Source organism: Candidatus Sordicultor fermentans (genome assembly GCF_012728195.1).
Lineage (GTDB): Bacteria > Atribacterota > Atribacteria > Atribacterales > Caldatribacteriaceae > Sordicultor > Sordicultor fermentans.
This window is the reverse complement of the sequence record NZ_JAAYFP010000043.1, coordinates 1-20,414: the sequence shown is the minus strand read 5'-3', so window position 1 is coordinate 20,414 and position 20,414 is coordinate 1. Positions and strand designations below refer to the sequence as shown.

At 41.7% G+C, this 20,414-nt stretch carries 15 protein-coding genes and 1 tRNA gene; 5 read left to right on the top strand and 11 right to left on the bottom strand.

Features of this window, described 5'->3' with window-relative positions:
• Positions 1-39: 39 nt before the first annotated feature.
• A complete protein-coding gene (locus GXZ17_RS02285; protein ID WP_409375673.1) occupies positions 40-2,361 on the bottom strand; it encodes a hypothetical protein in 2,322 nt (773 codons plus the stop codon).
• A gap of 76 nt (positions 2,362-2,437) precedes the next feature.
• Here GXZ17_RS02285 and dut point away from each other — a divergent pair, with 76 nt between their 5' ends.
• The gene (gene dut / locus GXZ17_RS02280) at positions 2,438-2,872 is read left to right on the top strand and encodes a dUTP diphosphatase (protein ID WP_409375672.1); all 435 of its coding nucleotides are present in this window, start codon (positions 2,438-2,440) and stop codon (positions 2,870-2,872) included.
• A gap of 34 nt (positions 2,873-2,906) precedes the next feature.
• Positions 2,907-4,640, top strand: coding sequence for an alpha-glucan family phosphorylase (gene glgP, locus GXZ17_RS02275; protein WP_409375682.1), 1,734 nt, complete (start codon positions 2,907-2,909; stop codon positions 4,638-4,640).
• A gap of 136 nt (positions 4,641-4,776) precedes the next feature.
• Here glgP and GXZ17_RS02270 read toward each other — a convergent pair whose 3' ends face one another.
• The 5 genes from GXZ17_RS02270 to gcvT form a co-directional block, all read right to left on the bottom strand.
• Complete coding sequence (locus tag GXZ17_RS02270) at positions 4,777-4,980, bottom strand: cold-shock protein (RefSeq protein ID WP_409375671.1); 204 nt, start codon at positions 4,978-4,980, stop codon at positions 4,777-4,779.
• A gap of 549 nt (positions 4,981-5,529) precedes the next feature.
• The gene (gene gcvPB / locus GXZ17_RS02265) at positions 5,530-7,014 is read right to left on the bottom strand and encodes an aminomethyl-transferring glycine dehydrogenase subunit GcvPB (RefSeq protein ID WP_409375670.1); all 1,485 of its coding nucleotides are present in this window, start codon (positions 7,012-7,014) and stop codon (positions 5,530-5,532) included.
• On the bottom strand, positions 7,007-8,353 hold the full coding sequence (gene gcvPA, locus GXZ17_RS02260) for an aminomethyl-transferring glycine dehydrogenase subunit GcvPA (protein WP_409375669.1): 1,347 nt from the start codon (positions 8,351-8,353) through the stop codon (positions 7,007-7,009). Before gcvPA ends, gcvPB begins: the two co-directional genes overlap by 8 nt.
• 42 nt (positions 8,354-8,395) lie before the next feature.
• Complete coding sequence (gene gcvH / locus GXZ17_RS02255; RefSeq protein ID WP_409375668.1) at positions 8,396-8,785, bottom strand: glycine cleavage system protein GcvH; 390 nt, start codon at positions 8,783-8,785, stop codon at positions 8,396-8,398.
• 18 nt (positions 8,786-8,803) lie between these two features.
• A complete protein-coding gene (gene gcvT, locus GXZ17_RS02250) occupies positions 8,804-9,901 on the bottom strand; it encodes a glycine cleavage system aminomethyltransferase GcvT (protein WP_409375667.1) in 1,098 nt (365 codons plus the stop codon).
• A 491-nt stretch (positions 9,902-10,392) separates the two neighbouring features.
• Between gcvT and GXZ17_RS02245 the strand changes: the two genes are divergently transcribed.
• Positions 10,393-10,842, top strand: a complete 450-nt coding sequence (locus GXZ17_RS02245; RefSeq protein ID WP_409375666.1) for a universal stress protein — start codon at positions 10,393-10,395, stop codon at positions 10,840-10,842.
• 176 nt (positions 10,843-11,018) lie between these two features.
• On the opposite strand, the gene GXZ17_RS02240 is transcribed toward GXZ17_RS02245, so the two are convergent.
• From GXZ17_RS02240 to carA, 5 genes are all read right to left on the bottom strand, one after another.
• The gene (locus GXZ17_RS02240; protein ID WP_409375665.1) at positions 11,019-11,873 is read right to left on the bottom strand and encodes a thiamine pyrophosphate-dependent enzyme; all 855 of its coding nucleotides are present in this window, start codon (positions 11,871-11,873) and stop codon (positions 11,019-11,021) included.
• Positions 11,866-13,554 (bottom strand): 2-oxoacid:acceptor oxidoreductase subunit alpha, encoded by a 1,689-nt coding sequence (locus GXZ17_RS02235; RefSeq protein WP_409375664.1) that lies wholly within the window; start codon positions 13,552-13,554, stop codon positions 11,866-11,868. Before GXZ17_RS02235 ends, GXZ17_RS02240 begins: the two co-directional genes overlap by 8 nt.
• Positions 13,555-13,908: 354 nt before the next feature.
• Positions 13,909-14,718, bottom strand: coding sequence for a mechanosensitive ion channel family protein (locus GXZ17_RS02230; RefSeq protein WP_409375663.1), 810 nt, complete (start codon positions 14,716-14,718; stop codon positions 13,909-13,911).
• The gene (gene carB, locus GXZ17_RS02225) at positions 14,718-17,987 is read right to left on the bottom strand and encodes a carbamoyl-phosphate synthase large subunit (protein ID WP_409375662.1); all 3,270 of its coding nucleotides are present in this window, start codon (positions 17,985-17,987) and stop codon (positions 14,718-14,720) included. The genes GXZ17_RS02230 and carB overlap by 1 nt, the downstream gene beginning before the upstream one ends.
• Positions 17,980-19,059: a glutamine-hydrolyzing carbamoyl-phosphate synthase small subunit gene (carA, locus tag GXZ17_RS02220; RefSeq protein ID WP_409375661.1), complete on the bottom strand. Its 1,080-nt coding sequence runs from the start codon at positions 19,057-19,059 to the stop codon at positions 17,980-17,982. Before carA ends, carB begins: the two co-directional genes overlap by 8 nt.
• A 482-nt stretch (positions 19,060-19,541) precedes the next feature.
• Between carA and GXZ17_RS02215 the strand changes: the two genes are divergently transcribed.
• Positions 19,542-19,618, top strand: a tRNA-Arg gene (locus tag GXZ17_RS02215).
• 93 nt (positions 19,619-19,711) lie between these two features.
• Entirely contained in the window at positions 19,712-20,383 is a 672-nt protein-coding gene (locus GXZ17_RS02210) for a tyrosine-type recombinase/integrase (RefSeq protein WP_409375660.1), read from the top strand.
• The last annotated feature ends 31 nt before the right edge of the window (positions 20,384-20,414 follow it).

Sequence of the window (20,414 nt, the reverse complement as noted above, 5' to 3'; positions counted from 1 at the left end):
AGTATTCTCTCAGAAAGTTTATTCCTTTTATAATTTCCACTATGATATCATATCACAATTTAGAGCAAATATTCGGTAATAAAATATCATTAGTAACCAAAAAGTTAGATAGATAAATACTACCAGAAATAGAGGAATTTCCAATCCCCAGAACACAGAAAATAAATGAACAACCAGGGAAGAGATTACCGATAAAAACCCATTCCAGGCAAAAACCTGTCCAAAAAAGCGGGGATGAAAAGTAGAACATAGATTAGAGAGCAAGGGAAAAGGTAACCCGCAAAGATAGGCTACACCAGCTAAAGGTAAAAAAGTAACCAGCAAGCTCCCCCAGATGGGTAAATGAAGTAGCTTCTCCTCTAAAAGAAGCAAGAATCCAGAATAAGCAAAAAGAACTAAAGGATGTAACCAGGCTAACTTTTTGACTTCTCGAAAATCCAATCCCCGTCTCATGCGCCAGCTTCCTAATCCAGAAAAAACCAAAAGAACCAAAAGAAGAAGGGAAAAAGTGTAAAAAGGCAAACCCACTATCATCTCTAATTTTATAAACAGGGAAATTTCCATCATCATAAAACCCACACCGGTCAACATTCCTCCTCCTTTCAAAATTTTTACCGCAGAGGGAATGTTTCCCTTTTCACCTTTCTGGGGGAAAAGAATTAGAAAGAAAGCCAGGGCTATCACCAAAACCAAAATTAAAACTACTAACCAAAAGCCACTTCCTCCAAAAGGTAGCCATCTTTTTCCCAGATTTACCCAGGCTTCTCGTAACTGTCTCAAGCGAAAAAAATTAGAAAAATAAGGACGGTTATCCCGAGGAGGGCGAAGGTCAAAAGTAGATTCTATGTCTTCTCCCTGGAGAATACCTTCCACTACTCGATAATATCTTTTTTGAGTATTAAAAACTACCTCGGCTTCTTCTTCCTTTATATCTGGATAATATATAAAATCAAAGCATTCCTTTTTTACTTTTTCTTTCATCTTTTTCAGCTCTTTTTCCTCCCACGGCGATTTCTTAATCATCAACAAAGCACAATCTAAATTCTTTATTATCATCAGATGTTTTTCCACCCTTTCTCCTTCCTCCCAGGATTCTTTTACAAGATTCACCAGCTTAGGAAGCACCGCAGGGGGATTCTGAAGAAAAAGAGAAAACACTGCTACCCCTTCCCGAGATAGAGAAGAAAAAACGCTTTGTATCCCCTCTTTAGTAAATAAAAAATCTTCCTGGAAAGAGAAGCTACCGGGAAAAACGGCTGCCTGAGCTACGGGAACTTCCAAGAAAATTAAATCGTACTTCCTTCCTTGAGCTAAAAACTTACGGGGAAAAATAACCTGCGGTTCTGAATAAAAAAGGGGATAATCCTTTAGAAAAGAAGCAAAAAGAGGAGAAGAAATTACCCAATCCAATTTTTCCAATTCTAAAAAAGAGGCCAAATATCCCTCTAAACCCTTTCTACCTTCCACAATGAGAATTTCCCGGGGAGAAAGTACATCTACAGGCAAATAATACAAAGTGTGAGTTAAGAGGGAAAAATCGGGGTAAACAGGAAAAAGCTGGGATTGATGTTTATCGTAAACCAAAGTCCAGGAAGGGGGAGGAAGGTCAGGGAAATTAGAACTCAAGCCCAATGCCAATCGAGAATAAGGAGTATAAAATACTTCCAACAATTCTGCTGGACTATGGTAAACTTCAATAAGCTGGTTTTCCTCTACTTCCCTTATTGCCCGGGCAGGAGCATAAGGAGAAAGATAAATCTCAAGAGGAGAAAAAAAGAAAGTAATTCCAATAATCATTAATAAAAAAAGAGGGACTTTTTTCACTCTGGTTGCACTCACGAGAGAAAGAAGGGCAAGGAAAAGAAGAGCTTTTAGCTCTCCTAGAAAAAGAAGAATTAGATAGCTTATCCCTATCCCTAAGGAGGAGCCCACCAGATTGGCAGCATAAAAGCGAGGAAAGTGTGAGGGATAAAGTTCAAAAGCATACAACTGATACGAGCCATGAGCGAAGAAAGGCAGAAAAGCCAAAAAGAGAAGAGTAGCAAAATAAAACCAGTTATAACGATTGACCCAGAATTGATAAATATCTAAAGGCAAGAAGACTAACCCTGCGGCAAAGAGCAAAAGCGAGAGCGCAAGAAAATAGGGGATGTGCTCTTTGAACCACCGGGGAAGAAAAGGGTAAAGGCTTCCCGCTGCTCCATAGCCCAAAAGAGCTAAAGAAATAATTAAGGATACAAAATTATACTCAAAAATGAAACTAAATATCCTCATAGTGAGAGTTTCCACCGCTAAAGCTACCGCAGCTACTCCCAGAAGAGAAAGAGAAAATCTTGTTTCCTCCCGCACTGTAACCACCACTGTATATTTTAACTCTTAAAATGGCCACTTGATAGGTCTGCTAAAATATAACCTGTATTAATTTAGCGGGAGGAAAATGATGAAAGAAGTAGTCATAAGGTTTAAAAAACTCTCAGAGAACGCTTTTCTTCCTCGTTTTTCTTTTCCTGATGATGCCTGTTTTGACCTCTTCAGCCCTATTGATACCATAATCGTTCCTCAAGAAAGCAAAATCATAGATTTAGAAATCGCTTCTGAATTCCCTCGAGGATATGAAGTAGTGCTGCGACCTCGAAGCGGAATGGGGATTAACCATGGTATAATAGTGCATCTGGGTACCATTGATTGTGGATACCGAGGTAGCTGGATGGTCAGAATTTTTAATTTAGGTAAAGAAAATTACAGTATAAAAAGAGGAGACAGGATTATCCAGGGAGCCCTGCGAGAAATTCCTCAAGTTAAAATTATAGAAACTAATTCATTATCTCCTAGCGAAAGAGGAAAACAAGGTCTGGGCTCCACCGGTCGCTAAGTTTCAAAAGGGAGGAATAGATAGCCATATGAATATGCATATATTTGATAAACTCAAAAATGAGCCAATTATAGCTTATTTATCTATGGAAATAGCTCTTTCTTCAGATATGCCTACCTACAGCGGGGGGCTGGGAGTTCTGGCTGGAGATACAGTTCGTTCTGCAGCCGACCTCTCTCTTCCTTTTGTAGCTGTAACTCTAATAAGTCGCAAAGGCTATCTGAATCAAAAAATAAGCCCTGAGGGATGGCAAATCGAACAACCTGTAGAATGGGAAATCGAGAAAATCCTGACCCCCCTTCCTGTTCAGGTAGAAGTAGAAATCGAAAAAAGGAAAGTAAAAGTGGGAGCCTGGGTTTATCCCTGGAAAAGCGCCAGAGGAACAATAGTGCCAGTAATTTTTTTAGACACCAATATTCCTCAAAATACCCCTGAAGACCGTTCCATAACCGATTATCTCTATGGAGGAGATAGTCGTTATCGTCTGAAACAGGAAATTGTTTTAGGTATAGGAGGAAGTAGAATATTAAAAGCCTTAGATTTAGAAGTGAGAAAATACCACATCAACGAAGGTCATGCTGCTCTTGTAACCGTGGAGCTATTGCAAAGTTTTAAAAATTGCGATGTAGAAGCGGTTAAGAACTTATGTGTTTTCACCACCCACACTCCAGTAGAGGCGGGACATGATAAATTTCCTTATGATATGGTAAAAGACGTGTTAGGTGAACCTATCCCCCTTCCTCTTCTTAAACAGTTAGGAGGGGCAGACTGTCTAAATATGACTCTTTTAGCCTTAAATCTCAGCGGATATATTAATGGAGTAGCCAAAAAACATAGAGAGGTTTCTCTCAATATGTTTCCGGGCTATGACATCCATTCTATTACTAACGGAGTACACAGTTATACCTGGACCTCCCCCGGCTTCCAGACTCTTTTTGATCACTACATTCCCGGGTGGGCTCAAGAACCAGAACTTCTGACCCGAGCTGATATCATATCTAACCAGGAAATCTGGACTGTTCACCAAAAAGAAAAAGCCCGGCTTCTTCAATTAATCAAGGAAAAAAATAATATAGAAATGGATGAAGAAGCTCTTACTTTAGGTTTCGCTCGCCGTATGACTGCCTATAAAAGACCTCACTTCATCTTTACCGATGTAGAGAGACTGAAAAAAATAAACCGTGCAGGAAAATTACAAATTGTATTCGCCGGCAAAGCTCATCCTCATGATTTCGAGGGTAAAAAACTCATTCAGCAAATAATTCAATATTCTCGAGAATTAAGCCCGGAGATTAAAATAGCTTTCTTAGAAAATTACAACTTAGAAGTAGCTAAAAAAATAATAGCTGGAGTAGACATCTGGGTAAACACCCCCATGAGGCCGCTGGAGGCTTCAGGCACCAGCGGTATGAAAGCAGCCCATAACGGTGTGATCAACTTTAGCGTGCTCGACGGATGGTGGATAGAGGGATGTCTTGAGGGAATAACCGGATGGTCTATTGGGCCAGAAAGCGAAGAAGACGGAAATCCTCAGGAGATTTTCCAAAAAGAGATAAGTGACTTCTACGGCAAGTTAGAGTATGTTATTGTTCCTACTTACTATCATCACCGAGAACAATGGATTAAGCTGATGAAAAACTCTATCTCTAAAGTCGCCTCTTACTTTAATGCCCACCGGATGATGGAAAGCTACATAACCGAAGCTTATTTTCACAAACCTTTTCTTCCTCTAGCAAATGGTTCAATAGTCAAAGCAGAAAAGAACTAATTCTACTAAATATAAAATCCGGAGGCACTGATAACACTGAAGTAAAAACCAGCAATCCCTAAAAGCAAAAAAGCCTGGGGCAAAACCCCAGGCTTTTCTCTTTTTCCCTACTATAATAGCCTCTTTACTTTCCCTACTATAATAGCCTCTTTACTTTTACCGCTTGAGGTCCTTTATCACCTTGCTGTACCTCAAACTCTACTTCTTGGCCTTGCTCTAAAGTTTTAAAGCCGCTACCTTCGATAGCCGAGTAGTGAACGAAAACATCCCCACCTTCGTCAGATTCAATGAATCCATAACCTTTGGTGGCACTAAACCATTTAACTTTGCCAGTTGCCATTTAAACTTAAACCTCCCAAAATTGAATTGAAAATTAATAAGCTTGCGCAAGCTCGGAAAGCATAGTACCACCACTCCCTGGTTTTGTCAATAACCACATTTTTTATTTGTAGTTATTCTGTGATAATTTCTCGAGAGCCAAGAGGCATTCCGGCCAGCTTTCCAACTTCTGGAAAAAAAGTATTAACTTGGATTTAATTCTCTTCCAGGAAGAAACCAGGAAAGTAGACCACAATTCTACTTTTTCTTTCTCTTTGGTTGGGTATTGGATTATGAATCAAGGTAAAACTCCAGAGCAGCTCCTCGCTCTAAAACACTCTCTCCACGGCCTTCGATCGTGTAGTAAAGGTCCAACATAATGGCACTATCCATGAACTAATACTCGGGAAAAGATGTCATCGAAAAGGAGGTTTTTAAACCTAATAAATCTCCTAAAATAGCGACTCTAAAGAAAACACCTCCGATTCTGTTCATCCTTTTTATTTATTTGACAATGCTTAAATATTTTATTAATTACAAACTATCCTAAAACCCACGCCCATAGCGGATTCTACATAGCAGAAGATGGATTCCGCTTGTACCAGTTAACATCCAGCTCCTTAACTGCTTTTACCTCGTCCAGACGCCTTAGTGGAGTATGGTGGGGAGCTTCTTTCAGGATTTCCGGGTTTTCCATAGCTTCTAAAGCAATTTCCCTCATCGCTTCTCCAAACCTGTCCAGAGTTTCTTTGCTCTCTGTCTCAGTTGGCTCAACCATCAGGGCTTCTTCGACAACAAGCGGGAAATAAATTGTAGGAGGGTGAAAGCCATAATCCAGCAATCTTTTGGCTATATCTAAAGCCCTCACTCCCTTTGCTTTTTGTTTTTTGGCTGACAGCACAAACTCGTGCTTGCAAGAGCGGTCGAAGGGAAGATGGTAGTCTTTTTGCAGCTGGCGCATGAGGTAATTAGCGTTAAGGACAGCTATCTCGCTCACCTCACGCAATCCTTGCGCCCCAAGAGACCTTATGTAAGCATAGGCTTTGACCATAACCAGAAAATTACCATAAAAAGATTTTACTTTTCCGATGCTTTTTGGCCGATCATAGTCCAGATAATAACTGTTATCTTTCATACTCACAAGAGGAACAGGCAAGAAATCTTCCAGCTCCTCGGTAACCGCAATAGGGCCAGAACCCGGTCCTCCACCTCCGTGGGGAGCAGCGAAGGTTTTGTGCAGGTTATAGTGGACGATATCAAAGCCCATGTCTCCAGGACGGGATATCCCCAGATTGGCATTCATATTAGCACCATCATAATATAATAGACCCCCTGCCTGGTGGACAATGTGGGCAATTTCTACGATGTCTTCTTCAAAAAGCCCCAGTGTATTGGGGTTGGTCAACATTAAACCTGCTGTCTGGGGTCCGGTGATTTTTCGCAGATTAAAAACATCTACTCCTCCTCGGGGGTTAGATTTTACTTCTACCACTCGGTAGCCACACATAGCCGCGCTTGCTGGATTGGTCCCATGAGCAGAGTCGGGAACGATGATTTCTTGTCTTTTGTGGTTTTCACCTCTATCACGGTGGAAAGCTCTTATAATCATCAATCCTGTGAGCTCTCCGTGAGCTCCAGCTGCCGGCTGCATAGTAGCCCGATACAGACCCGCTATTTCACACAGATATTTTTCTAATTCATACATGAGCTTGAGTGCTCCCTGCACAGTTTCTTCTCCCTGGTAGGGGTGAATCCTTTGAAAGCCAGCAAATTTAGCTACATCTTCGTTAATTTTGGGATTGTACTTCATGGTACAGGACCCCAGGGGATAGAACCCCACATCCACTCCATAGTTGAGTCGTGATAGTTGGGTAAAATGCCTGACTACTTCGCTTTCGCTCAGCTCAGGAAGATCAGCGGCTTTTTTTCGCAAAAATCGGGAGGGAATGAGGTCAGTCACCTTTTCTGAAGGGACATCACAATCAGGATATTCATAACCTCGACGCCCCGGAGAGCTCATTTCAAATATCAAAGGTACTTCACTTGGGTTATTCATTGGCCATCTCCTCCAGTACTTGCGTCAGGGCATCAATATCTTCCCTGGTTCGGGCCTCAGTTACGCTAAAAAGCATGGCCGGACCAAGTTCTGGGTAATATGCTTTTAAGTCCAGCCCCCCTATTATTCCCCGCTCCCATAGTGCTTTATTTATTTTCTCCGGTGGAAGAGGAGTGCTGACTGGAAATTCGCTAAAAAATGCTCCGGGAAATAGAGGAGCGAATCCCTTAATGCTTACAATTTTTCGATAAGCATAGTGGGCTTTTTGCAGGCACAAGTTGGCCACCTCCTGTAGCCCTTCTTTTCCTATCAAGCTGAGAAAAACTGTAGCGGCAAGAGCATTGAGAGCCTGGTTGGAACATATATTGGAGGTAGCTCTTTCCCTGCGGATGTGTTGTTCTCTGGTTTGAAGAGTGAGAACAAAACCTCTCCTGCCTTGTGCATCATTTGTTGCTCCTGCGATACGTCCGGGCATCTGTCGAATAAATTTATCGCGGGCGGCAAAGAACCCCAAAAACGGACCTCCAAAAGCCACCGGACCTCCCAAACTCTGCCCTTCCCCCACTGCTATATCGGCGCCATAATTGCCCGGTGCTTCCAGAATTCCCAGAGATATAGGATTAACGCAGACAATAAACAAAGCTCCATTTTCATGGGCTAAAGAGGCTATTTCTTCTACTTCCTCTAAAAGCCCCCAGAAATTGGGTTGCTGAATTAATACACAAGCCACGTCTTCGTCTAAGTTGTTTTTTAAGCTATGGAGGTCAACCTGGCCCCTATCATAGGGGACATATTGCGCTTCAAGACCCCGGCTTTCAAGGTAAAGTTGAGTGACCTGCCGATATTCAGGATGAATAGTTCTCGCTATCAGTGCTTTGCCTCGTCCGGTAGCCCCACAAGCTAAAATAGCCGCTTCGGCTAAAGCTGTCGCCCCATCGTACATAGAAGCATTGGCTACATCCATCTCCGTTAAGTTGCAAATTAAGCTTTGATATTCATACATAGCTTGCAAAGTCCCCTGGCTGATTTCGGGCTGATAAGGGGTATAGGAGGTATAAAACTCAGCGCGGTCTAAGATGTGCTGTACTGCACTGGGAATTAGGTGGTCATATGCGCCAGCTCCTAAAAAAGAAGGATATCGATCCAGGTCGGCATTTTTTTGAGCCAGAGCTCTCAGGGAGTTTAGCACTTCTATTTCTGATTGAGGAGGTGGTAAGCTTAGCTCCCCTCGAAAACGGACTTCTTCAGGAATATCATTAAATAACTCCTCAATAGAGGATATTCCCAAGCTTTTTAGCATGGCTTCCCGATCTTTCTCTGTTGTGGGTATGTATCTCAAATCTGTTTTCACCACCTTAAATTTTAATGTAGATTACCAGGGTTATGGTTTTAGTTCGTTCTCAATTAAAGATTGATAATCAGAAACTTTCATCAAGGTGTGGAGTTCTTCTTCCCCGGCGATCTCAATGACAAATATCCACCCCTCTCCGTAGGGGTCTTGGTTGACTAACTCCGGCTGGTTTTCCAATTGTTTATTAACTTCTATTATTTTCCCCGATACCGGTGCATACACATCTGCTACCGCTTTTACAGATTCTAAAGTGGCAACAGCATCTCCGGCCTTAACTTCCTTTCCTTCCTCGGGAAGCTCTACAAAAACCACCTCGACGAGCTGGTCCTGAGCATAAGATGTGACACCTACTATGGCTCGATCGTCTTCCACTTTGACCCACTCGTGACTTTTGGTGTAAAGGAGATCTTCAGGATACACGGTTGGTCCTCCTTTCGATTATTTTTTTATTCGGGGTGGAACAAAAGGACCCGCAGTTATTTCAGCTCTAACTTTTTTTTCTCGAATCAACAGCTCAATCACTGTTCCCGGTTTTTCCAGAGCAGGTGGAACATAACCCATGCCAATGTTTTTCTTCAAGCTGGGGGAGAGAGTTCCGCTGGTAACCACCCCTACTTTTTTTTCCTGATAAAAAATGGGATAGCCCTGGCGGGGGATGCCCCGGTCTAAAGCCACAAAGCCAACCAGGCGTTTCTTGACCCCTGAGGCTTTTTGCTCAAAAAGAGCATCTCTTCCGATGAAGGAATGATTGAATTTCACCACCCATTCCAGGTTTGCTTCGAGAGGGGTGGTGCTTTCATCAATATCATTACCGTACAGAGGATATTTCATCTCCAATCTCAAGGTATCCCTGGCTCCCAGTCCTACTGGAGCTAAAGATAGCCCCGCTATCTTTGCCGCCTCACCGAGCAACTCCCAGGTTTTTGGCGCTTCGTCCCAGGGGATGTATATTTCAAAACCATCTTCTCCTGTGTATCCGGTGCGGGAAAGGATGGCTCTGAAGTTCTGGATTTTGGTTTCTAAAAAGTTATAGTATTTTAATTCTGAAACGGCGGGTTCTATATTTACCATAATTTTTTCTGAATCGGGCCCCTGTATGGCTATTAAAGCCAGGGAATCGGTCAGATTTTCTACTTTCACTGGTTCTCGAAGATGAGATTTAATCCACTCATAGTCTTTGGCGGTGTTAGCTGCATTTACTACCAGAAGAAACCCGTCTTCTAACCTGTAGACCAGTATATCATCTATAATCCCCCCACTGGGAAGACAAAGAAGAGAATACTGGATTTTGCCTGGTGATAGTTTGGTAGGGTCATTAGTGGTTAGTTTAGCAAGCTCCAGCTCACAACCTTTCCCGTAGATTTTCAACTCTCCCATGTGGGTTAAATCAAACATTCCAGCTTGAGTGCGAACCTTATGGTGCTCGCTGGAAATTGTTTCATACAAAAGGGGCATCTCCCAGCCAGCAAAGGGAATCATCTTAGCACCCATTTTTTTGTGGATATGGTTTAAGGGGGTTTTTCTCAGTTCTTCCATTTTAAATCACAGCAGAAAAAACGCTATTTTTCAACACCTCCTTCAGAGTTTTCAATGTTTTATAAAAAAAACTAAAGAGAGTCAGATTGACGCTGGTTTAGTTGCAAATAATGTGGTTCTCCCCTCTCTTCTATTCCAGGTAATATTGTTATTGTCTTTGTGGTGTCTTCTTGATTAATTTATTAGTCAAGCCAGATTACCTAATTCGTAACACGCCTTTAAAAAATTGTCAATAGCTTTTTCTGAGTATGGCTATTCTAAAATGATGTTAAACAGTCTACGGCATAAGAAAAGAGATAAAAACATAAACTAAAAAATCTGCCAGTTAAAAAAGACACCTTCTACAGCTAACCATAAAACCTTCTTGAGAAAATGTCATTCGGTCAGGAAAAACAGATTATGTCTGAAAAATTAGAAAATCTAAAAATCATCTTCTCTTTTTAGAGAAAATAGGTTAAGCTTAAAGTAAATTATGAACGGAGGAAAAAAATATGGAAATTTCTCATATTCTGGTACCCACTGATTTTTCTCCCTTTTCCGATTTAGCTCTGGAACACGCTGCTTCCTTAGCCGAAAAATTCGGGGCAAAGATAACCATTCTTCACGTTTTAACTCTAGCTGAAGTTAATGCCCTCACCTCTCAGCCCGGTAACCCCTGGGAAAACATTGTGCTTAAGATTCAGAACAATATGAGAGAAGAATTTGAAAAAAATGCCGGAAACTACTCTATAGTTGAGGAGCCAGTATTAGAAGTAGCAGTAGGAGAACCAGCAGAAGAAATAGCCAAATTTGCTGAAGAAAATGGAGTAAACCTTATAGTTATGGGAACTCATGGAAGGACTGGTTTGGCCAGTATATTTTTAGGTAGCGTCACCATCGGAGTAATAAAGAAAACCTGCCTGCCAATTATGGTAGTAAAATGTGCTGAGAGTTTGAAATAACCAAAATAGAGGGGTTTTGATATACTCAAAACCCCTCTATTTGAAACTAAAAAGATAGGACATATACCTGAGATATCAGGAAATTTGTAAAACTTAGTAAGCTCCCGCTATGGAATTATATATTCAACTGACTGAGAAAAAGGAATTAGTTTTCTCACTTATTCAGCGTAGAAAACTCAGATAAATAATCTCAACCCCCGGGAAAATAAGTCATCAAAATTTACTCCCCGGTAAATGAGGTCTTCTTCTTCGATTTGAGAGTATATCTTATCCTGGAAAGTGGGACGCTGGTGCTGATATATCACTCCCAAAGGAATTTTATCTCCCCACTCCAGGCTTTTTTCCAGAGCTTTAATTCTATCTTCCGGCTGATAACTATCATCTAAGTAATAAACTCTCTCTTTGTACCAGGCAAAAGTATTGACCCGATTAAAAGTTACACAAGGTTGCAAAACATCTATTAAAGAAAAGCCCCTCCAGGTGAGAGCTTCTTTTATAATTTCCTTCAGTTTATCTACATCTCCTGAAAATCCTCGAGCTACGAAGCTGGCATCTTGAGAAATAGCCAAACTCAAAGGATTTAAAGGAAGAGATAAATTGCCCCAGGGCTGAGCTTTAGAAACAAATCCTTCTTCTGAAGTAGGAGAAGCCTGTCCCTTGGTCAGGCCATAAACCTGGTTATTATGTACAATTACCGTAATATCAGGGTTTCGCCGCAGAGCATGGAGAAAGTGATTTCCTCCTTCTCCATACATACATCCGTCTCCTGATTCTGCTATCACGAGAAGCCGGGGGTTTACGGTTTTCACCGCTAAAGCCACAGGAATGCTTCTTCCATGCAATCCATTAAACACATTTGCCGCTATATAATGAGGCAGTTTAGCTGCTTGACCGATTCCAGAAACCAGAACTACCTCTTCCGGGGAAAATCCCAACTCCGTGAGTGCTCCCTTTAAAGCTCTTAAAATTCCAAAATTTCCACAGCCTGGACACCAGGCGATTTCTACCTGACTATCAAAGAGATTACCCATTTTTCCCCACCTCCTTGACCTTAAGCAGTAATTCTTCCACCAGGAAAGGCCTTCCGTTATAGCTATTAATTCTAAAAGGAAAGGGCAATTTAAGTTCTCTTTCTAAAAGATTAGCCAGCTGCCCTCCATAATTATTTTCTACCACTACAGGAAGAGAAACATGACTGAAAAGTTCCTCTATTTGTAGAGGAAGAGGATAAATTTCGCTGAAGTGAATTATTCCGCTATCTATCCCCTCTGCTTTAAGTCTTTCGCCTGCCTCCTCTATTACTCCCCAGGTAGAGCCCCAACCAATTAAAGTTAAATCTTTCCCTTCTCTATGATAGGGTAATCGAACTTCTTTTCTCATTGTCTCTTTCTTCCTCATCCTCTTTTTGTGCATTTCCACTCTCAAATTTAAATCTTCGGTGAGATGTCCAAACTCATCATGTTCATCGCTATCTGCTACTACCAGCGCTTTACCCAACCCCGGGATAGCCCGGGGAGAGACACCCGAGGGAGATATGAGGTAGCGCCGGTAAGGAAGAGGAAAAGAACTAAATTGGGGAGCATCCGGCCTTTCTTTCACTTCCAAATTCTCATAAGTCCATTTAGAATCAGCTAAATATTGATCGCTTAAGATAATGACTGGCACTTGATACTTTTCTGCCAGATTAAAAGCTCGAATCACGAGATTGATAGCTTCCTGGGGGTCACGAGGAGCAAAAACAAACCGAGGGAATTCATCATGGGAAGCGTGGATTACAAACTCTAAATCTCCTTGCGAGGTCCGGGTGGGTAAACCAGTGCTGGGACCGGGTCTTTGAGCATCCACCACCACCAAGGGTGTTTCTGTCATAGCCGCTAAGCCTAAACCCTCGGCCATAAGACAAACGCCACCTCCTGAGGTTGCCGTCATAGCCCGAGCTCCAGCATAGGAGGCTCCAATAGCCATATTAATGGCTGCAATTTCATCTTCTGCTTGTTCTACTACCACTCCAGACTCTTTGGCATGAGAAGAAATAAAGTTCAAAATTCCCGTAGAAGGAGTCATAGGATAGGCGCTATAAAATTGACAACCACTTAATAAAGCTCCCCAACCCAAAGCTTGATTGCCATCCAGAACCAAAAGAGAAGAATTCCCTCTCCTGGTTTCCTCTATCAGTGGAGAAGAAACATAGGGAATTACTTCGTCTCTACCCCGCCTCAGGGCTTGTTTGTTTTTCTCTACTATTTCTTCTCCTTTACGGGCAAAAATCTCTTCTAAGTAACTATCAGCGCTCTCTAAATCTAATCCCAGAATACCCAATATAGCACCCACAGCAACGATGTTAGCAAAAATCTTATTTCCCACACCCTCAGCAATCTTTTCAAAGTTTAGAGGCAGGAAATGTTGAAAATGAGCTTCTCTTTCATTTCCTACCGCACCTAAAACCCATCCTCCCTCTTTTACTCTTCTCCGATGCAATTGGTAGGTTTCTTCATTAAGACAGGCCAGAATATCCACTTCTTTCAATGCCGCCCGGAGGGGATTAGTAGAAAAGCGAACTTGAGTAAAGCTATGCCCTCCTCTTATCCGGGATTGATAATCCTCAATGGAAAAAACAAAATATCCACTCCTTTGTAAAATAGTGGATAGAGCTCCAGAAACAGTTTGCACTCCCTGCCCCGCTTCTCCTCCTACTAATAAGTTTAAGTCCAAATTTTACCCACCTCCTTTAGAAAACTAATACAACTCAGGCATACCCCCCTGCTATACACAAAGGGTATCAATGCAAGAAGGAGCGCTGCCCAAATGGTATCACGAGTAAATTTTGAAGTTGTTTCTGTTACTTAATCTCTCTGCGCCATCCTATGTTTTATTGCTAAACCAGATCAGTTTTTAAGCATTGTGATTGCACTCGATATATTACCACATCACCGGGGAAATTCGAGATAACTGATAAGAGAGAAATCGAGTAAAGAGCGACTCACTTCTATCCTACCGGATAGTCACTCAGGAATTAGTCTGGGTTAGAAGATATAAATTAAAAACTTAACAATTTCTGTCTAATTTCTATTGAAGCATTACAATCTTTATGCCTTCTTGATCAAAAGCTTTTTTTATAAGATAAAGTATATCTCTTTCTACATCCCAATGTTCATTGGGAGCTACTTTGAGCACTAATCTCAAAACCACTCTGGAAGAATCTAAACGCACTATCCGATGAATAGTAGCTGGCTCTAAAATCCTCCGGGGATGTTCTCTATGATATTTTTCTGCTACCTCTTCTAAAACACTTATAGCCTGGTCTATATCTGCTTCATATGCTATCCCCACCTCTACAATAGCCCGGCTAAAGCCTCGATTGTAATTGGCAATGCGGGAAATCTCTCCATTGGGAACAACAATAAGAGCTCCAGAAAAAGGACGAATACGGGTCACTCGCATCCCTATATCTTCTACTGTGCCGGTAATATCACCGATTTGCACTGTATCTCCTACTGAAATACTATCTTCCAGAAGCAAGAAAAATCCGGTCAAGACATCTTTGACCAGAGTTTGAGCACCAAAACCTACTGCAATACCTACGATTCCCGCTCCGGCTATAATGGCTGTAGCATCAACTCCTAACTGACGAAGAATTAAAATAGCAGCGAAAAAAATAACTACGTATTTTAATATACTCCGCAAAAGAGGTACCAGGGTGTTAACTCGACGAGCTAATTCTCGCCGATCGGTATATTTTTTTCCTCCCCAGGACAGAATTTTCCTTATTAGCCTCTCACTTATCGATAAAATAAAGTAAGAAACACCCACAATAATAGCAATGTTTAAAGCTCTTATGAGTACAGTTTCTAAAATACTGACACTGGTTTCCGGCATCAATCTCTCCTCAAAGCCAGAGTAATACCCTGTCTTTCAAAAATCTCCTGGTGATATTCCTGGATGGATTTAACAGTTATAGAGCCAGACTTGAGACGCTCTATAGCATAAACCGTGGCTTCTGCTCCTGAGAGGGTGGTAACAAAAGGAATGCTGCGAATAATCGCCTCTTTACGAATTATGCTACTTTCTAATTGAGCACGCCCTCCAGAAGGAGTATTAATAATCAGATCTATTTGCCGGTTCTTAATCACATCCACCACGTTAGGGCGTCCTTCCCCTACCTTTTCTACTATTTCTACTGGAATACCATTATTACTCAAAACTTTAGCTGTTCCACGGGTAGCTACAATTTTAAAACCTAAATCACGAAGCTTTTTAGCTATAAAAATTATCCCTCTTTTATCCCGGTTTTTAACACTAATGAATACCGTACCTTCTGAGGGCAGATAAAATTGAGCAGCAATTTGAGACTTGGCAAAGGCCATCCCAAAATCGCTATCAATTCCCATTACTTCTCCCGTGGAGCGCATCTCCGGGCCTAATACCGGGTCTACCCCGGAAAAACGCCGGAAAGGGAAAACTGCTTCTTTAACCGCAAAATAATCTATTTTTACTTCTTCAGTTAAGCCTATTTCTCGCAGCTTTCTTCCTGCCATCACTTGAGAAGCCAGGCGAGCGTAAGGAACGCCGGTAGCTTTACTTACAAAGGGAATGGTGCGAGAAGCACGGGGGTTCACTTCTAAGACGAAAACCTCGTCGTCTCTAGCTGCATATTGGACGTTCATAAGGCCTACCACTTTAAGTTCTCGAGCTAAAGTATAGGTAATCTGCTTCACTTTTTCAATGATTTCATCGCTCAGAGAAAAGGGAGGTATAACACAAGCACTATCTCCTGAGTGGATACCCGCTTCTTCAATATGTTCCATTATACCGGCAATAATGGTGGCCTCCCCATCACTGATGGCATCAACATCTAGCTCTATTGCATCTTCTAAAAACTTATCAATTAAAATGGGATGTCCGGCAGAAACTTCTACTGCTTGCGAGATGAACTCTTTTAGCTCCTCTTCGCTATAAATTATTCTCATCGCTCTCCCTCCCAGAACATAGGAAGGACGCACCATAACCGGGTAGCCAATCTGAGCAGCGACCAAATGAGCTTCTTCGAAAGAGGTAGCTATTCCACTGCGGGGCTGTTTTAGTCCAATTTTATCAACTAATTCCTTAAACCGATCTCGGTCTTCAGCCATATCGATACTTTCTGGAGAAGTCCCTAAAATTTTTACTCCTGCTCTCTCTAAACCTTTAGCTAAATTGAGAGGAGTTTGTCCTCCCAGCTGGAGTATCACTCCGTGAGGGTTTTCTTTCTCTACCACGTTAAGAACATCTTCTAAGTACACTGGTTCAAAAAACAACTTGTCTGAGGTATCATAATCGGTACTCACTGTTTCCGGGTTGCTATTCACCATGATAGTTTCATAACCCAGGTCCCTTAAGCCCCAGGTCGCATGGACACAACAATAATCAAATTCAATTCCCTGCCCTATCCGATTGGGTCCTGCCCCTAAAATGATTGCCTTTTCTCTCTTTGAGGGGTTAGCTTCACATTCTTCCTCATAAGTAGAATAGTAATAAGGAGTTTCGGCAGGGAATTCACCGGCACAGGTATCTACTTGTTTGTAAACCGCCTCTATTCCCTTTTCTTCTCGCCACCTTCTCACTTCTTCTTCTTCGGTATTCCAGAATTCAGCCAGCTGGTGATCAGAAAAACCAAATTCTTTGGCTCTTTTCCCTGATTCCGGGTTCAAATTTTTCCAGTCTTTTATATGCTTGAGCTCCTCTTCCATCTCTACTATTTCTACTATCTCATGAATAAACCAGGGATCGATTTTAGTTAAGTTATAAATTTCTTCTATGTTTAAACCCTCTTTAATAGCCATTTTTATATAAAATACTCTTTCAGCATTGGGTTTAGCCAACCTTTCCCGTAATATTTCTTGTCGCTTCCCCGGAGAAAAATCCTCCCAGTTTTTGATATCCTCCAGACCATACTTACCGATCTCCAGGGAACGAAGTCCTTTTTGAAGAGCTTCTTTAAAATTACGCCCAATAGCCATAGTCTCTCCCACACTCTTCATGGAAATTCCTAACCAGGGTTCAGTTTCAGGAAATTTTTCGAAGGTAAAACGAGGGATTTTCACCACACAATAGTCCAGAGCTGGTTCAAAAGAAGCTGGAGTTTTGCGAGTAATATCATTGGGAATTTCATCTAAAGTATAACCTATAGCTAATTTGGCGGCAATTTTAGCAATAGGAAAGCCCGTAGCCTTGGAAGCAAGAGCCGAAGAACGAGAAACCCGGGGGTTAATTTCAATAATTACAATCCGACCATTTTGAGGATTAACGGCAAATTGAATATTACAGCCTCCTGTATCAACTCCAATTTCTCTTATAGCTTTGATGGCTAAATCTCGCATCAACTCATATTCCTGGTCAGTTAAGGTTTGAGCAGGAGCCACGGTTATGCTATCACCAGTGTGTATTCCCATAGGGTCGAAATTTTCAATAGAACAAATGACCACCACATTATCTTTAGCATCTCTCATAACCTCCAGCTCAAACTCTTTCCAGCCTGCTACTGATTCTTCAATCAATATTTCTCGAATCAAGCTACTATCCAATGCCTGTTGAGCTAAATCTTCAAACTCCTCAATATTGTAGGCAATAGCTCCTCCTGTCCCTCCCAGAGTGAAGCTGGGTCTTATAACGAGAGGAAAACCTATCTCTTTAGCTATTCGGATTGCTTCCTCTAAACTATAAGCTTGTCCGCTTCGAGGGACTTCTATTCCCACTTTAGTCATGGATTCTTTAAAAAGTCGGCGGTCCTCTGCTTTTTTAATAGCTTGAATAGAGGCACCCAAGACTTCTACTCCCCACTTATTTAGCACTCCTCGCTCTTCGAGCTGTACAGTTAAATTTAAGGCAGTTTGTCCTCCCAAAGTGGGAAGCAAAGCATCGGGTTGCTCTCGCTCTATAATCTTTTCTAAAATTTCAGGAACTAAAGGCTCGATATAGGTACGATCAGCCATCTCCGGATCAGTCATAATGGTGGCCGGGTTACTGTTTACCAAAACCACTTTGTAACCTTCACTCTTTAGCGCTTTGCACCCCTGAACTCCTGAATAATCAAATTCACAAGCCTGCCCGATTACTATAGGACCGGAACCAATAATCAAAATTTTCTGGATATCTTCCCTTTTAGCCAAGATTATCCTCCACCATCTTTATAAACTCATCAAAAAGATAAACAGTATCATGAGGGCCGGGATGAGCCTCAGGATGAAACTGCACCGAGAAAAAGGGTAAACGCTTATGTCTCATTCCCTCCAGAGTAAAATCGTTGAGATTAATGTGGGTAACTTCTACCTCGGGAGGTAAAGTATCGGAGTCAGCAACAAAACCGTGATTTTGAGTAGTTATGGCCACCCAGCCAGAGCGTAAATCTTTAACCGGATGATTAGTTCCGTGATGACCAAATTTCAACCTGGAAGTTTTTCCTCCCACGGCTTGTGCCATTATCTGGTGGCCAATACATATTCCCATAATAGGAAACCTCTCCATTATCTTTTGCACCAGATCTACCAGATAAGAAAGGGAAGCAGGATCTCCTGGCCCATTAGAAATAACCACTCCGTGAGGTTTTTCCTTTATAATTTCTTCTACCGGGGAAGTAGCGGGATAAACTACTACTCGACAATTTCTCTTGGCCAGTTCTTTTAATATGCTAAATTTTACCCCGCAATCCACAACCAAAATGTTAAATTTTCCCTCTTCCTGCCACACATAAGGAGCAGGAGTCGTAACTTCCCTGACCAAATCCCGACCAATCATGGGGGGAATTTGCCGCGCTTTTTTTATCAAAGAGGCCGGGTCTGAGTCTCGGGTGGAGATTACTCCCCGCAAAGCCCCCTTCTCCCGGATGTGCCTGGTAAGGGCTCGAGTATCTATTCTTTCTAATCCCAGCAAGTTATGGCGTCTAAAATATTCTTCTAGGGTTTCCTCTCCTCTCCAACTACTATAAATGGTACTTTTTTCTCTAACAATTAAAGCTTCTACTTGAGGACGAGAAGATTCTGAATCTTGAGAGTTGATGCCGCAATTACCGACGAGAGGATAGGTTATGGTTACGATTTGACCTCGAAAAGAAGGATCGGTGAGGACTTCCTGGTAGCCGGTCATGCCGGTATCAAAGATTACTTCCCCCCCTGCTTCTCCTTCCGTACCAAAAGCATAACCCTGGAAAATTCTTCCATCTTCCAAAGCTAATAACGCTTTCATTCCAACACCCTCGGTTAAATATAACATAACTGTCAAGAGGTAGAACTTCAGATTTTAAAACCGGGAAAAGGATGAAATTCTCCTTTTATGGTATCCTACAAAACCTATTATTACCAATAAGAGGGATACTCTCTTCTTTCATCACTGCATGACCGCAAGGGAATATCTTACTATATAGCCCTTTTGAGAAATAAGCCTCTCAACGACGACAGAAACATTGTAATGATTTTTGCAGTTAACTCTCTCCGGGGGCGACATAGCGATTTGCTAACCAATTTTACAAAATGTAGAAATGCAAAATTTCTTAACTTAAGAGTTCAAAATCTATTCAGCTTCCTCGCTTTTTCAAAAAACCATTAGTTTAGTTACACTTATATCTTTCCTTTTCCGGAATCTGGGAGAGCTAATCTATAAATGTTCATTGACAGATAAGGGTATAAAATTATAGAATAGTAGTGGATTAGATTAAACCCTTTGGTTGCGCGCCTGTAGCTCAATAGGATAGAGCGGCGGACTTCGGATCCGTAGGTTGGGGGTTCAACTCCCTCCAGGCGCGCCAAGGCTTCACAGAACCATTTTCGCCTTCTCTACCCTCTCTAAAAACCCCTGAGTCCGACGACTATAAATCTACTCCCAGGAAGAGGCGATTTCTGTGGGGCAGGTAGTAAAACTTCCGCAACCTGAGGGCTGGGAAAGTTTCTTAGAGCTGTTCCTCTTTGAAAGGAAAGCAGAAGGTAAAGCTCTCCGCACTATCTACGCTTATAAGACTCACATTACCAGCTTTTTTAAACGCTTTCCTCAAGCTCTGCGCTCAGAAAAAGATTTAAGAGCTTCCGTTCTCAAGTATTTCTCCGATGATATTAAACCTGCTACTTTTAACCTTCGCCGAGTATATTTAAAAACTTTCTTTGATTTTTTAGTAAAAGAAAACGTTATTGAGAAAAATCCGGTAGACTTTAAAAAGAGGAAAGATGAAGGAAGAGCTCGAGCGATACCGATTGAAATATTAAAGGAGCTATTGAGCGCTCCAGATAAAAAGAGTTATGCTGGTTTTCGTGATTACTGTCTTATCCTTTTTATGCTTGATACTGGCATCCGCCCCGGAGAAGCATTAAAGCTAAAGAAAGAAGACTTTAACTTTGCTTCTTTTGAGATAACTATTCCTGACAATGTCGCTAAAACAAGAAAGAAAAGAACCCTCCCCCTCTCTCCCGTAGTTGCTAAAGAAATTAAAAAGCTCCTCTTTCTGCAACCTTTGGAGTGGAGAGATACAACTGTTTTTTGTGGTTTTGAAGGAAAAGAGCTTTCTGTGCAGCATTCTTAAAATTATTTATTCTATAGCTTCTCTATTCAGT